Origin of the sequence: Flavobacterium sp. ACN6 (genome assembly GCF_002304005.1) — a bacterium.
Lineage (GTDB): Bacteria > Bacteroidota > Bacteroidia > Flavobacteriales > Flavobacteriaceae > Flavobacterium.
Window position 1 is genome coordinate 253,266 of record NZ_MRCQ01000001.1, and the last position, 14,878, is coordinate 268,143.

Sequence of the window (14,878 nt, forward strand, 5' to 3'; positions counted from 1 at the left end):
TATTATTTTCTGATAGTAAATTCCTCCATAGGAATTCTAACTTTTTTCATATGCGAGAGCCAGTCCTTTTCGTTGTCTCTGTAACCGAGATATAAAAGCGTAACACTTTTCAAACCTAAGGCCTTGAGATCCAAAATCTCGTCTACCGCTTCACTGCTAAAACCTTCAGCCGGAGTAGAATCAATCTTGATTTCAGCTGCCTGAGCCATTGCCAGACCTAATGCGATATAGGTTTGCCTTGCTGTGTGGATAAAATGCTCTTCAGGAGTTTGTGCTCCGTAGATCTACTTTATCTGATCGGTATAACTGCTGAAACGGCCTCTTGGTAATTCGCGAACATCAGTGTGATGATCATAAACCTTGTCGATTTTCTCATTCGAGTAACTGTCCCACGCTGCAAAAACCAATACATGAGAGCAATCTCTCATTACTTCTGGGTTTAATGCACCTTTTACCATCCGCTCTTTCAACTGCTGATTTTCTACAACAATTACGCGAAAAGGCTGCAGGCCTGATGACGTCGGAGCCAGTCTTGCAGCTTCTAATATTTTATGTAAATCTTCTTCCGATACTTTCTTTGATGAGTCATACGCTTTTACGGCATGTCTCCAGTTTAAATCTTCAATTAACGACATTGTTTTATTATTTTATAAATTAAAAATCTGATTCTAATTTTTTCTAACCAATACAAAAGTAAAGTTACAAAACAATTAAATTGCGCGCAATTTAATTCATAAAAATATGTTTGATGAAGCACTCTTCTTTTTAAAAATTTATAAATGCTAATTTATTCGGACAGGTTACTGCCACTTTTATCCAGCAACTGCTAATTGAAATAGACTCGATACCTTTTTGCGGCAAAAGTTAAGGCGGTTTTTTAAAGATATTATACCTCTAAAGTTTTGTGGCAGAAACTTAGTACACTACTTATGGATTTGATATAAATTCTGCCACAAAAACTAAGGCTTTTATAAAAATATTGCACAAGTTTAAGTTTTGCAGCAGAATCGTAGCACATGCCTATCTTGTAAACTAGAAATTCAGAAAAATAAAGGTCTAATTAAGTTTAGGTTGGAAACCTTTTGAAAAACCCAACTTAACTTTTCCCTCTCCTTTTGTCTGCAAATTCAAAACTTAGAAACCAATATCATTTGATGAATTAATAAAACTACAAGTGCATTCTCTGCGAATATCTTTTGTTTTTTTGAATGTATATTTTAAATAAAACTGATGTGATGCTGGTGCATAAGCTCCTAAACCATTTATATTTTGATCATAGGCGTAACCTGCTTGAAAGTTTTCTAAAAAATTAAGTCCAGCCATTGCAGTAATAGCAGAATCCCAGCGGTAAGAGACTCCAAAACGGAACTTTTCCTGTAACTCAAAATTAAAAGCAATATCAAAAATAAACGGTGCATTTTTTATTGCTCTTGCCAGTATAGAAGGCTTAAATAACAACTGATCATTAATAGCTGTTTGATATCCCGTTGTTAAATAAAACTGCGAATTGGCGGATATAGTAGAACTTTTAATAGAAGGATCAAATCTTTCTTTAATAAAATTAGGAGTTGAGAGTCCGAGAAACCAGCTTGGTGTATTGTATAAAAAACCAACACCAATCCTTGGCGAAACTTCATTATTAATATTATTTTGGAAACTTAAATCGTCGTCATCACCTATGTCAAGTCTATTTAAATCAATATTAAGATTACTTAAACCTGCCTTTAAACCAAAAGTAATCATATTATAATCGCTGGTATAAATAGTATAAGAATAATCAACAGTGGCTGTTAGTTTTTGGGTTACTCCAATATTTTCATTAATAACATCAAAACCCGTTCCCATATACATAGAAATCGGAATATTGACATTTAAGTTTTGAGTCTCAGGAGCTCCTTCAAAACCAACAAATTGCGATCTGTGAATTAAAAGAACGCTTCCGTCAAAAAAACCGGCGAAAGCAGGATTAAAACTTGACATATTGAGTTTGTAATCCGAAAATTGGGCTTCTTGCTGCGCTTGTGCAGAAGATAAAACCAGTAATAGTAATACTATAATTATATAATTGAATTTCATTTTTTAATTTTCTCAGATTAGGATTAAGGGTTCAAGTGTAAAAAACCTTTTTTGATTACTCGCTTATTTTCTTGATTTGTGAAACTAAATACATAGTAATAGGTCCCAAATGGAAGCAAACCGTTTCCGAGTCTAGTTCCCTTATTAGCATACCCCCTAAATAAATTATCTGCTTGTCCATAATTCTTAATTTCATAAACTATGCTTCCCCAGCTATTAAAAATTTCAAGTTGATTATCTTTAAATGTTGATGCTCCCTCAATATTGAAGTAATCATTTTTTCCGTCTCCGTTTGCAGATATTCCATTGTGTATAATGACTTCGCAATAATTGAAAACGACTTCTACTTCAAATCTTTTAGAACTTTCACATTTTTCACCAAAGTAAGAAGCGTAATATTTATGTTTATCTTCTAATAAGACATAACTATCTAGTGGAACACCTCCTGATGCGGTATCATACCAGAGTATTTCTTTTTCATTAGTGATAAGATCTGAAATTACTGCTTCATTCTCCCTGCAGAAATATTGCATTGCATTTCCACTTGGAGATGCCTCGTCATTTACGATTATAGTAACAGGAATACGGCTGGTGTTACAGGTGTTAATTGAAACTTCTGCATAATAAATTCCTGAACGTAAAGCCTCTTGAGGTAAAAGTACCTGTGTTGACAAAGGATCTGCAAACCAATTTAAAACGTTATACGGTATTGAGATATCTGAAACTAATGGTTTATCAACTGCGCAAAACTGCTGCGATAAATTAGAAACGTTTACTATTGGAACTACTTCTACAAGAACACTTGCTGTTTGTGAAGCAGAATTTCCGCTTGTATCTGTAACGATTAACGATACTGTATTTACTCCCACATTAGAACAATTGAAAATGTTTTTATCTAAAGCCATTGATGCTATTCCACAATTATCTGTAGAACCATTGTCAATATCCATTGTAGTGATTACAGCATTTCCTAATGAATTCAATTGAATTGTAATGTTTTTGGTAATAACTACCGGCGCAGTTGTATCAGCAATAGTTACAGTTTGATTTTGAGTTGATGTATTAGTTCCGTCAGTATACGTCCAGACTACCGTTGTTGAAGCTGTAATCGGGAAAGTAGTCGTCGTTGTTCCAGTTACCGCTCCAATGCAATTATCAGTAGCGGTTGGTGCTGTGATATCTGCTACTTCACATTGTGCTGTAATTGTAGATAAAGTAACTGCATCGGCAACCGGCGCAGTTGTATCGGCAATAGTTACGGTTTGATCTTGAGTCGAGGTATTAGTTCCGTCAGTATACGTCCAGACTACAGTAGTCGAAGCTGTAATTGGAAAAGTAGTTGTCGTAGTTCCGGTTACCGCTCCAATGCAATTATCAGTTGCAGTTGGTGCTGTGATACCTGCTACTTCACATTGTGCTGTAATTGTAGATAAAGTAACAACGTCGGCAACTGGAGCCATTGTATCGGCTATAGTTACGGTTTGATTTTGAGTCGAGGTATTAGTTCCGTCAGTATAAGTCCAAACAACAGTAGTTGAAGCTGTAATTGGGAAAGTAGTTTTCGTTGTTCCGGTTACCGCTCCTATGCAATTATCAGTAGCGGTTGGTGCTGTGATACCTGCTACTTCACATTGTGCTGTAATTGTTGTTAAACTAGCCAAGTCAGCAACTGGAGCAGTTGTATCGGCAATAGTTACCGTTTGATTTTGAGTCGAGGTATTAATTCCGTCAGTATACGTCCAGACTACAGTAGTCGAAGCTGTAATTGGGAAAATAGTTGTCGTTGTTCCGGTTACCGCTCCTATGCAATTATCAGTTGCAGTTGGCGGCGTGATACCAGCTACTTCACATTGTGCTGTAATGGTTGTTAAACTAGCCAAGTCAGCAACTGGAGCAGTTGTATCGGCTATAGTTACTATTTGATTTTGAGTCGAGATATTAGTTCCGTCAGTATACGTCCAGACTACAGTAGTTGAAGCTGTAATCGGGAAAGTAGTTGTCGTAGTTCCGGTTACCACTCCTCTGCAATTATCAGTAGCAGTTGGTGCTGTGATACCTGCTACTTCACATTGTGCTGTAATGGTTGTTAAACTAGCCAAGTCAGCAACTGGAGCAGTTGTATCGGCAATAGTTACCGTTTGATTTTGAGTCGAGGTATTAATTCCGTCAGTATACGTCCAGACTACAGTAGTTGAAGCTGTAATCGGGAAAGTCGTAGTCGTAGTTCCGGTTACCGCTCCTATGCAATTATCAGTTGCAGTTGGCGGCGTGATGCCTGCTACTTCACATTGTGCTGTAATGCTTGTTAAACTAGCCAAGTCAGCAACTGGTGCAGTTGTATCGGCAATAGTTACTATTTGATTTTGGGTACTTGAATTGGTTCCATCCGAATACGTCCAGACTACTGTGGTCGAAGCTGTAATTGGGAAAATAGTTGTCGTTGTTCCGGTTACCGCTCCTATGCAATTATCAGTTGCAGTTGGCGGCGTGATACCTGCTACTTCACATTGTGCTGTAATTGTGGATAAAGTAACTGCATCGGCAACTGGAGCCATTGTATCGGCTATAGTTACTATTTGATTTTGAGTCGAGGTATTAGTTCCGTCAGTATACGTCCAGACTACAGTAGTCGAAGCTGTAATTGGAAAAGTCGTCGTTGTTGTTCCGGTTACCGCTCCAATGCAATTATCAGTTGCAGTTGGTGCTGTGATACCTGCTACTTCACATTGTGCTGTAATGGTTGTTAAACTAGCCAAGTCCGCAACTGGAGCCATTGTATCGGCTATAGTTACTATTTGATTTTGAGTCGAGGTATTAGTTCCATCTGTATACGTCCAAACTACAGTAGTCGAAGCTGTAATTGGGAAAGTCGTCGTCGTAGTTCCGGTTACCACTCCAATGCAATTATCAGTTGCGGTTGGTGCTGTGATACCAGCTACTTCACATTGTGCTGTAATGGTTGTTAAACTAGCCAAGTCAGCAACTGGTGCAGTTGTATCGGCAATAGTTACGGTTTGATCTTGAGTCGAGGTATTAGTTCCGTCAGTATACGTCCAGACTACAGTAGTCGAAGCTGTAATTGGAAAAGTCGTCGTTGTTGTTCCGGTTACCGCTCCAATGCAATTATCAGTTGCAGTTGGTGCTGTGATACCTGCTACTTCACATTGCGCTGTAATTGTGGATAAAGTAACAACGTCGGCAACTGGAGCCATTGTATCGGCTATAGTTACGGTTTGATTTTGAGTCGAGGTATTAGTTCCATCTGTATACGTCCAGACTACAGTTGTTGAAGCTGTAATTGGGAAAGTCGTCGTCGTTGTTCCGGTTACCGCTCCTATGCAATTATCAGCTGCAGTTGGTGCGGTGATACTTGTTACTTCACATTGTGCTGTGATTGTTGGTAAACTAGCTAAGTCCGCAACAGGCGCTTCGGTATCATTAACTGTAACATCAAAACTACAGGTTTGTATATCGCCATTTGTATCTGTATATTCAAAGGTATTGGTTGTTGTCCCTACAGGAAAAACAGCTCCTGATGCTAAACCTGCAGTTTGAGTTGCTTTACCTCCAACCCATTTTAAGGCATTAGCCATAAGTTTTGCTCCATCTGTAGTTGGATTCCATAAGCCTGATCCTACACTAGATGAAGGTGGGAAAAAATTCAAACAAGCTCTCCTTGCAGCTAAAGGACCAACATTTTCTTTAGCCATAACTAACATTTCATTGTTATTATATCTTGCTACTACATAAGAATTTGGAGTAAGAACATTTGAATCATTTCTAAAGCTATAAGTTCCTCCATCAAACGAGATTACATCTTTCATTATAGGATGACTTGGTAATTCTATAGTCCCTAAACTAACTTGTCCGCTTTTACCACTAGAACTATTTGTTCTAATTACTCTATATAGGTCTGTATCATATGCTCCTAGTATATGTGAAAATGTAGCTTCATAAGCTGCATCAACCACTCCTCCTCCTCCATCAATATATTGTACAAGTGTATTTCCTAACTGCGTAGAATTAAGTGCATTGCTAAACGTATATAATAATAAGGCATCATATTTTTTTAAAGTAACTAAATCTGGAGTCGAAGCATTTATATTAATAGCATCTACAGTATTAAATTGATTTGTACTTAATAATTTTTGTCTAACATCTGACTCATAAGTTCCCCCGAGAACAAGAACATTTAATTTTTTAGTAATAGCCACTGGCAGCGTATAATTCACAACAGCATCACATAGTCCTGCATCATTTGGTACAGTAATATCTGCTGGGCAAGTAAATGGTTCATTAATCTTTAAGGTGATAGGCTGGGGAGTCACATTTGTACAATTTCCAGCATTTCTAATTGTTAAATTTCCTCTGTAAGTACCGGCTGCAAGATTGGCAGGTATGGTAATAGTATTTAAATTTCCAGCTCCCGAAGTAAATGTAAAGTTAGTACTGGCTTGATCGGCTAAACCTGCTGTATTTGCAGCAGCATCCCAATTTATACTATAACTAACAGGTGTACCAGTTGTAGCTGTATAAGGTAAACTAGCATTTTGTGAAATAGCTTTAGTATAAAGTTCGGTAAGTATTCCTGTGGTGGTTATGGTTGCTTGTGAAGACCCTGTGATGTAATAATTAACTTTAGCAAGAATATTAGAAGTCGCTACAACAATACCTCCAGCTCCAAAAGGATAAGATATCCTTGTAGGATTTCCGACAGTAATATCACTATTAGATATAGTAGTAGAACCTGAATCGCCTTCTATATATACAACACCACCACTTGTTGAAGTAATATAAAAACTATAAGTAGTATTTGCCGGTATAGTAATACTCAATGAAATTGGAACTGGCACAAGATTAAAAGCCCAGCTACTTACAGCCAGAGCTGATCCAGCATTTGTCCAAGCAGCAGACGTGTTTTCAAAACCAGTATGCGATCCTAGTTTATAATATATTTCATAAGGGGTTGTTTCACCACCAGCAAAATGCATATCAAAACCAGTGACTGTAATAGGATTTGCTCCTGTAGTAATATCAAACATCGCTCCGTTATTCCCACTAACCCATCTAGTTGGAAGTGTAGAACTAAGCGATAAATTACACTGAGCCTGAACTTGAAAAATTGTAAATAAAAAAAGAAGTAGAGCGTAAAGTTTTTTCATATTCCAGTAGGTAGGTTTTGTGGCAAGTATTGGTTTTTCTTAAACCATTACTATCATTTGGAATCAAGACAGTAGTGATTTTGTGTCTAAAAAGATTTAAATAGAATTTAATTTAAGAAGGAATTGCATTTATTAACACTTGCAAAACAATCATAAATATTTCTGTAAAAATAGACTGCATTAGTATTCTTAAAAAATTATAAGGGGGGACAAATTGGGGGACATTTTTAACTTAAAATCGATTAAAATCAATAGGTTGCATATAATAATATAAAATCAAAAACTTTTTTTTTACTATTTTCACGATCCAAAATCATCAACCTCTGACAATAAGCTTATGCTTTGTAAAAAAATATATTACCTCATCTCATTTCTTTTTGTGATGCAATTATATTCACAAAATAAACCAATGAAACTAGCAGCAGCGCCAAAACCAAATTAAAGATATTGAAGCTTTACTGCTTCAGGAGAAATCTTTTGATAAGGATACTTTGGCGTTAAAGAATTTCCTAAACCTTGAAACATAGCAAAACAAAATCAGATTATTTACGAAGCTCTACGAGACCCTGGCTTTAGTAACTACTATAATAATTTGAACAAAAAAAAAGTAATTGCCATTACCGGCAATCCATAAAAAAGGCAAGCGCTTTAGAAAACACTTTTCTTCAAATTTGGACACAGCTTAACTATGTGTTTTACCTGTATCATAATAGAGATGGACTTGATACCATTTGGTACACAAAAACTAAAGGCGGATTTGAAAATTGTATACCATTCGAAGTTTTGCGGCAGAATCGTCGCACATCAATTTTAGAGGAATTATAAATATATAAGTACTAAGGCTGCCGACTTTAAGTTCGAATGTGCAGCTTCCCATTACAAGTCGAAAGAAAATTTCATAATAAAAACCACTCAACACAATCCAATTGTGTCCGCACTGTAGACAAAATTTACTGAGATAAATAATATTTATTTAGAATATATAGCAGCTTTTAGAATTGTATTCATAATACAAACTTTAAATCAAATTGTTACTTGCACAATCTTCTGGGTAATACCGCTAAGAAGCAAGAGCTACTTGTTGCTTCAATGTCACGACAATTCCTTATATGCAAATTGCATTATTCCTCGAAGATTATTTTCTTCAAAGTTTCTTTCGTTTTAATTTTCAATTGTGCCGACTGACTGATTATCTGATCGCTATTTTGTAAATGGAAATCATTATTCTGTAAAAAAAAATGATACTATCTTTTTTAAATTTGACAAAGTACAAACTTAAATCAGCACGGCAATACAGGCAAAGTTGTACAGGACACTCCTTTAAAAAAACGATGGAAAAAATTTAATTTAAAAAAATAAAATGATGAATTCAGATACACCGGAAAATTACGCTCAGAATGACAAGAATTTTCAAAATGCAGACACTGACCCGCAAAGAAACAATCCAGACAACAATCCTTATGATTCCGAGAATCTTGACAATGAATCGGAAAGTGAATCGAAAGATATAACGGAACAGGATATTGAAAAGGATCTTATAGATAATGATCCGTCTGAAGGTTTTGAAACTGAAATTGATACATCGGAGAATGATGAAACTGAAAGTGAACCCTTTAAAACCATTGAACCAGATCAGGACAATCCCCTTAATAAGGAATTCGAAATAGGAGAACTTGGCAATGAGGAGCTTAAAAACGATGAACTAATCAGAGATGAGACAGATCATGGTGCACCGCGTAATATTAAACCTTCTCAGCGAAAATTTTAATGCAAGGAGATTTGATAAATAATTAATATAATTTCCAAAATATTTTGAACGTATATCAGTTAAACCTCGCCCTGAACTTTAAAGGCGTCTGGCTGGTCTTGTTTTTAAATAATTTACTAAAACTCTGAAGATGTTCAAAACCAAGTTCATAAGCAATCTGGGAAACTGATAAATCAGTGTTGGAAAGTTTTTCTTTGGCTTTTTCAATCAGTTTGTCGTGAATATGCTGCTGCGCATTTTGTCCGGTCAAAGTTCGCAGCATATCACTGAGATAACCCGGAGATATCGCCAGGCTGTCAGCCAGAAACTGTACTGTGGGAATGCCTTTATCAGACTGCCTTTCATCCCCAAAATGATCTTCCAATAACTGTTCAAACTTCTCAAGCAGTGTATTGTTTATTGTTTTACGCGTAATAAACTGACGCTTATAGAACCTTTGCGCATAATTTAGCAGCAACTCAATCTGGGCCAAAACTACATCCTGGCTCAGCTCGTCGATTCTGTTTTCTAATTCCTCTTCAATATTTCTGATAAGACCTAAAATAATTTGTTTTTCCTTATCAGATAAATGCAAAGCTTCATTGACAGCATACGAGAAGAATTGATATCTTTTGATTTTTGCAGCCAAAGGAGAATGCATTAAAAAATCAGGATGCATCAAAATCACCGCTTCCCTGCCGCTGCATCCCGGCTCTTTTGACTGATTTTCGTCCGGGGCCAGGATCTGATTGGGAGATGCAAAAAAAAGACCGCCTTCATTATAATCAAAATGGGTCTGTCCATAACGCAGCAAACCTCCAATATTGGGACGAAAAGCTATCTTATAATAACTTAAGACATGGCTTTCTTCCGGGGGATTAAACTCTACGCTGGAATCTATCCCATTGAGCACCGTAATTAAAGGATGCTGCGGGGGCGGTCCGCCGAAAGCTTTTAGCCCTTCAGCCAGAGATGCAAATTTACGTGGAGTGGTATTTTTTTTTGCCATGATATTTTTTTGATACTGCAAATTAAGAAAATAAAAAAGCAACAGAACCCGTCTGCTGCTTAAATTTAACTGATTAACCCTGCGCAGCAACGGCTACGTCCTGCCATGCTTCCCAGACTTTAATGCGATCGGAATAAACCTGACGAATTTCTTCCAGGTTGTGACTGCCTAAAAACATCCTCAGTGGCGGGTTCTTGGTATCCACCAACTGCAAGACCGCTTTCGCAGTAGCGTCCGGGTTGCCCCGCTGCATTTTGCCCATATTCTCAAAAACCATATTTCGGACTGCTTCATATTCAGGAAGATTTTCTGAAAATTGGAGTGAATTTTCGCTTCCAAATTCTGTTGCGTAAGCTCCAGGTTCAATAATGGAAACATGGATTCCAAAAGATTTAACCTCCACAGCCAAACTTTCGTATATAGCTTCAAATGCCCATTTCGAAGAGCAGTAATAACCTATTAAAGGCACTGTATAATGCCCCAAACTGCTTGAAGTTCCTAAAATATGCCCAAAACCCTGCGCGCGCATAATAGGTAAAACTGCCTGAATAACAGAAACCGGCCCCAGCACATTGGTCTTATACATAGCTAGAATATCATCTGCTTTGGCTTCTTCCACTGTACCTACTAATGAATAGCCAGCATTGTTAATTACAACGTCCAATCTTCCAAAATACTCATGTGCAGCTTTTACTGCTTTTTGCACCTGCTCTCCATTGGTAACATCAAGGGGCAGAATCAAAACATTGTCGCCGTATTTATCCTTGAAATCTGCAATGCTGTCAATATTCCTTGCAGTAGCCGCTACCTTATCTCCCCGCTGGAGTGCCGCTTCAGTCCAAACTCTTCCAAACCCTCTTGAGCTGCCCGTTACAAACCATATCTTTGGCCCATTTATCTTTACGTTTTCCATAATATTTTTTTTAAAAAATTAACTAGGACAAAATTGCCAAATCCCGGCTGGAAAATTTTAGCCATAATGGGGGATTTTGTAACCTAAACGAGGTTGATCTAACACAAATTTTATGTGGATTTTGTCCTTGTGATTAATAAATCGTACTACTGTGTGATACATTAATGGAGACTTTTTATTCTTTTGACAATATAAAAATCAAAAACTTTTTTTCTCTGACTCTGTAATATATTTTCCTAACTCCACAAGACAGCTCCATCATTCTGCAAAAGTTTTTTGAGAAGTCTCTGCACCAACACTTCTATCTTCGATTGATTTTGCTTTTTCCATTGTCTATAAACAGCATAAAACTGACACAGAACCGCGAAGGAAAACCATTCAGGAAGAAATCAAGCACAATTGGTGGCGTCAGGCAATGATGGGTTATGTTTTAGCGCATTACGATGGAATCAAAGCATTCTCTGAATCAGATTTTAGAGAAGATCTTAAGAGTTTAGATATTACGGTTTTGGTTTTCCATGGAGAAGACGATCAAATTGTTCCTTTTGACCAGGCACCAAGAGCAGCAAAACTTTTGAAAAACGGAAAACTAATTTCGTATCCAGGATTTCCTCATGGAATACTACAGAAGCACAAACAATCAATAACGACATTCTAGAATTTATTAAATCTTAAAATAATAAATTCCTTTCTATCAAAAAGCCTGAAAAATCTAGATTTTTCAGGCTTTTTGTCGTGGTTCTATAAAATTTACTTGATTACCTTGGGATTCACAATTATAAATTCAGTCCTTCTATTTAGCTGATGATCTGTCTCAGAACAATTAACGCCGTTTGAACATTTATTTACTAATTCTGTTTCACCAAAACCTTGTGCTTTGATTCTAGAAGGATCAGTCCGTTGACTTACAATCCAATTTTTAGAAGATTTTGCTCTTCTGTCAGACAACTTAGACTGTTTGAAATAAACAATCTAAAAGTGGCTTTATTTGAGATTTAATCGGAGCTAAACGATGTTTCGAAGTCCACAAAAGCTAACGCGAATTTCAAATAAATAAGCCATCGCGGAACTATCCATACATATTTTTTATCTCCGACATAACAAAGGTACTTTGGGTACTCCCTATACTTTCAACTGATCCCAATTTATTAAACACAAAATCCTGATAATGCTTCATGTCTTTGGCAGAAACTTTCATTAAAAAATCGTAATCACCTGAAATATTATAACATTCCACAACTTCTTCTATTTTCATAATATCACTAACAAATTGATTCCCGATGTTGCGATCGTGCTGTTTAAGTTTGATATTACAAAAAACAATGAAACCCCTGTTTAGTTTTTCTGCATCCAGCAGGGCTATATACTTCTTAATGTAACCACTGTTTTCCAATCTTTTAATCCGCTCAAAAACAGGCGATGCCGAAAGATTTACCTTTTTAGCAAGCTCTTTTACAGTATATTTAGAATTATCGTGAAGTATATTTAATAACTGAAGATCAATATCGTCTATTTGTTCCATAGAATGTTTACTTTAAACAGGTTTAATTTATTTTTTTTAAAACAGAATAAAATTCTTCAAATATAACTAAAAACAACACAAAAATCTTATTTTGCACAAGTTAAAAACATAACATACTGCAACTTTTATCTTCACAGTATAAAAATCTAAAATACATTATTTTATAGCAGGTAGCATTATCCTTGGTACCCTTTATCTAAAAAAGATAAAGGGCTAAGTCATCAATAAAATTATACTTCTTTTCTTCGAGCCATACCCTGAGCGATGATACTGGTTGCAATCAATTGCAAGGCATGATAAAGCATGAGCGGCAGCAATACGATGCCGGTGATAGTACTGTGCTGAAAAAGTACTTTTGACATAACGGTGCCGTGTACCAATGACTTTTTAGACCCGCAGAATAAGACCGTAATACGGTCTTCATCTGAAAAACCAAGCAGACGGCTGAGTAGTCCGACACAAAAGAATACGGCAAAAAACAACGCCATCATTCCTGCAGCGAGTCCAGCAAGTTCAAGGGCGGTGAAGCCTTCAAAAAGATGTTGGGAAAATGACTTGCAAAACGACGTGTAAATAATCGTTAGAATAACTGCCTGATCGAAATATTTGAGCTGTTTCTTGTATTTTTCGGCAATGCCGCCGAAACGGGAATTGAGGCTTATGCCAATGATGACAGGCAGCAAGACTTGAAGAATCAACTTTATGACGATTTGAGTAACATCAAAATCCCCTGTCGCAGAAGCTATAAACAGCCCAACCCAGAGTGGCGTAACGACTACTCCGATCAAACTGGAAATACTCGCATTGAAAATGGCTGCGGGAATGTTTCCCTTGGCGATGGAAACCATGACCACGGAAGAGGATACTGTAGAAGGTAAAGCTGCCAGAAAAAATACACCCAGCCAAAGCAGCTCGTAGCCGTTATTGACAAACAACGGGCGAAATGCCAAAACAATGAGCGGAAAAAATAAAAAGGTTGTCAACTGGACGACAATGTGCATTTTCCAGTTGGAAAGTCCGGCTTTTAGTTTCTCTACACTCAATCGCATACCATAAAACAAGAAAATCAAGGAAACCCCAGCATTGGCAATCTCCTCCAGTGAAACAGGTTCTTTGACCATGCCTGGCTTTGGTAAAAAATAAGCCATCAGAATCATGGTGGCTATCATTAACAGGAAACCGTCGAAACCTGCTTTTTTTAATACTTCTAATAATTTCTTCAATGTGTTTTAAATATTATTCCTCCGTGGAGTCAAGATTATAAAATATTTTACGCAGATAAACGTGGATTCTCTAGATTCATTAGTCTGTTTGCAGAGTCGATCTGTTAAATTCTACGGTCAGCAGGCTTCAAACAACAAAACCATATTCAAATTAATACATTGAGAACTAAATCCCAAGTTCTTTGCGTATAATTTCTGCTCCTGCGCTTAAAGCACTTAACTTGCCTCTGGCTACATCTCTAGATAGCGGGGCCATACCGCAGTTTGTAGAAGGGTAAAGATTTTCGGCATCTACAAACTCTAGAGCTTTACGCAGGGTAGCAGCTACTTCTTCTGGTGTTTCGATAGTGTTGGTTGCCACATCAATGGCACCTACCATTACTTTTTTACCGCGAACAAGTTCCATTAAATTTAAAGGCACATTAGAGTTGTGACATTCTAAAGACACCACATCAATTTTAGATTTTTGAATTTTCGGAAAAATTTCTTCATATTGTCGCCACTCTGAACCTAATGTCTTTTTCCAATCAGTATTTGCCTGTATTCCATAACCATAACAAATATGAACCGCAGTTTGACAATGTAAACCTTCAATGGCTCTTTCTAATGCTGCCATTCCCCAATCGTTTACTTCATCAAAGAACACATTAAATGCAGGTTCATCAAACTGGATAATATCTACCCCTGCGTCTTGAAGTTCTCTTGCTTCTTCATTGAGTGCTTTCGCAAATTCCCACGCCAATTTTTCCCGGCTTTTATAATGGTCGTCGTACAAGGTATCTACCATTGTCAGCGGGCCTGGCAATGCCCATTTTATAGGCTTGTTAGTCTGTTTACGTAAAAATTTAGCATCTTCAACAAAAACTGCTTTTTGACGTGCAACCGCACCTACAACCACTGGAACACTCGCGTCATAACGGTTACGGATTTTTACTGTTTTACGATTTTCAAAATCTACACCGCTTAAATGCTCGATAAAAGTCGTTACAAAATGCTGGCGTGTCTGCTCACCGTCGCAAATGATATCTAGATCTGCCAATTGCTGTTCCTGCAGAGAAATGCGTAAAGCATCTTGTTTCCCTTCCAGCAGCTGATCGCCTTCTAATTTCCATGGTGACCAAAGTTTTTCGGGTGGCGCAAGCCAAGCAGGTTTAGGTAAACTTCCAACAATAGAGGTAGGTAATAATAATTTCTTCATAATAGTATAATATTAATGCGTTGTAATC

The 14,878-nt window shown here is 37.0% G+C and carries 8 protein-coding genes and 3 pseudogenes; 2 read left to right on the forward strand and 9 right to left on the reverse strand.

Annotation, left to right across the window (positions count from 1 at the left end; all coding sequences use genetic code 11):
* Positions 1-2: 2 nt before the first annotated feature.
* From BSF42_RS01230 to BSF42_RS01240, 3 genes and pseudogenes are all read right to left on the reverse strand, one after another.
* Positions 3-635: pseudogene (locus BSF42_RS01230) on the reverse strand (NAD(P)H-dependent oxidoreductase).
* A 499-nt stretch (positions 636-1,134) separates the two neighbouring features.
* On the reverse strand, positions 1,135-2,076 hold the full coding sequence (locus BSF42_RS01235; RefSeq protein WP_095951303.1) for a type IX secretion system membrane protein PorP/SprF: 942 nt from the start codon (positions 2,074-2,076) through the stop codon (positions 1,135-1,137).
* A 23-nt stretch (positions 2,077-2,099) separates the two neighbouring features.
* Entirely contained in the window at positions 2,100-7,238 is a 5,139-nt protein-coding gene (locus BSF42_RS01240) for a gliding motility-associated C-terminal domain-containing protein (protein WP_095951304.1), read from the reverse strand.
* A gap of 1,360 nt (positions 7,239-8,598) precedes the next feature.
* Between BSF42_RS01240 and BSF42_RS01245 the strand changes: the two genes are divergently transcribed.
* A complete protein-coding gene (locus BSF42_RS01245; RefSeq protein WP_141248420.1) occupies positions 8,599-9,006 on the forward strand; it encodes a hypothetical protein in 408 nt (135 codons plus the stop codon).
* A gap of 55 nt (positions 9,007-9,061) precedes the next feature.
* Here the strand turns inward: BSF42_RS01245 and BSF42_RS01250 are convergent, their stop codons facing one another.
* Together BSF42_RS01250 and BSF42_RS01255 are read right to left on the reverse strand one after the other, a co-directional pair.
* Entirely contained in the window at positions 9,062-9,994 is a 933-nt protein-coding gene (locus tag BSF42_RS01250; RefSeq protein WP_095951306.1) for an AraC family transcriptional regulator, read from the reverse strand.
* A gap of 73 nt (positions 9,995-10,067) precedes the next feature.
* Positions 10,068-10,907 (reverse strand): SDR family NAD(P)-dependent oxidoreductase, encoded by an 840-nt coding sequence (locus BSF42_RS01255; protein WP_095951307.1) that lies wholly within the window; start codon positions 10,905-10,907, stop codon positions 10,068-10,070.
* A gap of 382 nt (positions 10,908-11,289) precedes the next feature.
* On the opposite strand from BSF42_RS01255, the pseudogene BSF42_RS01260 reads away from it, so the two are divergent.
* A pseudogene (locus BSF42_RS01260) lies at positions 11,290-11,582 on the forward strand (alpha/beta fold hydrolase); the annotation flags it as partial.
* 75 nt (positions 11,583-11,657) lie between these two features.
* Here BSF42_RS01260 and BSF42_RS01265 read toward each other — a convergent pair.
* The 4 genes and pseudogenes from BSF42_RS01265 to BSF42_RS01280 form a co-directional block, all read right to left on the reverse strand.
* Positions 11,658-11,858, reverse strand: a pseudogene (locus BSF42_RS01265) (OmpA family protein); the annotation flags it as partial.
* Between the two features lie 118 nt (positions 11,859-11,976).
* The gene (locus BSF42_RS01270) at positions 11,977-12,429 is read right to left on the reverse strand and encodes an Lrp/AsnC family transcriptional regulator (protein ID WP_095951309.1); all 453 of its coding nucleotides are present in this window, start codon (positions 12,427-12,429) and stop codon (positions 11,977-11,979) included.
* 230 nt (positions 12,430-12,659) lie between these two features.
* The gene (locus tag BSF42_RS01275; protein WP_095951310.1) at positions 12,660-13,652 is read right to left on the reverse strand and encodes a bile acid:sodium symporter family protein; all 993 of its coding nucleotides are present in this window, start codon (positions 13,650-13,652) and stop codon (positions 12,660-12,662) included.
* A gap of 166 nt (positions 13,653-13,818) precedes the next feature.
* Complete coding sequence (locus tag BSF42_RS01280) at positions 13,819-14,850, reverse strand: methionine synthase (RefSeq protein WP_095951311.1); 1,032 nt, start codon at positions 14,848-14,850, stop codon at positions 13,819-13,821.
* Between the last annotated feature and the right edge of the window lie 28 nt (positions 14,851-14,878).

Coding starts and splice junctions, on each gene's coding strand:
- BSF42_RS01235 (WP_095951303.1), bottom strand. CDS start 2,076: ATGAAATTCAATTATATAATTATAGTATTACTATTACTGGTTTTATCT.
- BSF42_RS01240 (WP_095951304.1), bottom strand. CDS start 7,238: ATGAAAAAACTTTACGCTCTACTTCTTTTTTTATTTACAATTTTTCAA.
- BSF42_RS01245 (WP_141248420.1), top strand. CDS start 8,599: ATGATGAATTCAGATACACCGGAAAATTACGCTCAGAATGACAAGAAT.
- BSF42_RS01250 (WP_095951306.1), bottom strand. CDS start 9,994: ATGGCAAAAAAAAATACCACTCCACGTAAATTTGCATCTCTGGCTGAA.
- BSF42_RS01255 (WP_095951307.1), bottom strand. CDS start 10,907: ATGGAAAACGTAAAGATAAATGGGCCAAAGATATGGTTTGTAACGGGC.
- BSF42_RS01270 (WP_095951309.1), bottom strand. CDS start 12,429: ATGGAACAAATAGACGATATTGATCTTCAGTTATTAAATATACTTCAC.
- BSF42_RS01280 (WP_095951311.1), bottom strand. CDS start 14,850: ATGAAGAAATTATTATTACCTACCTCTATTGTTGGAAGTTTACCTAAA.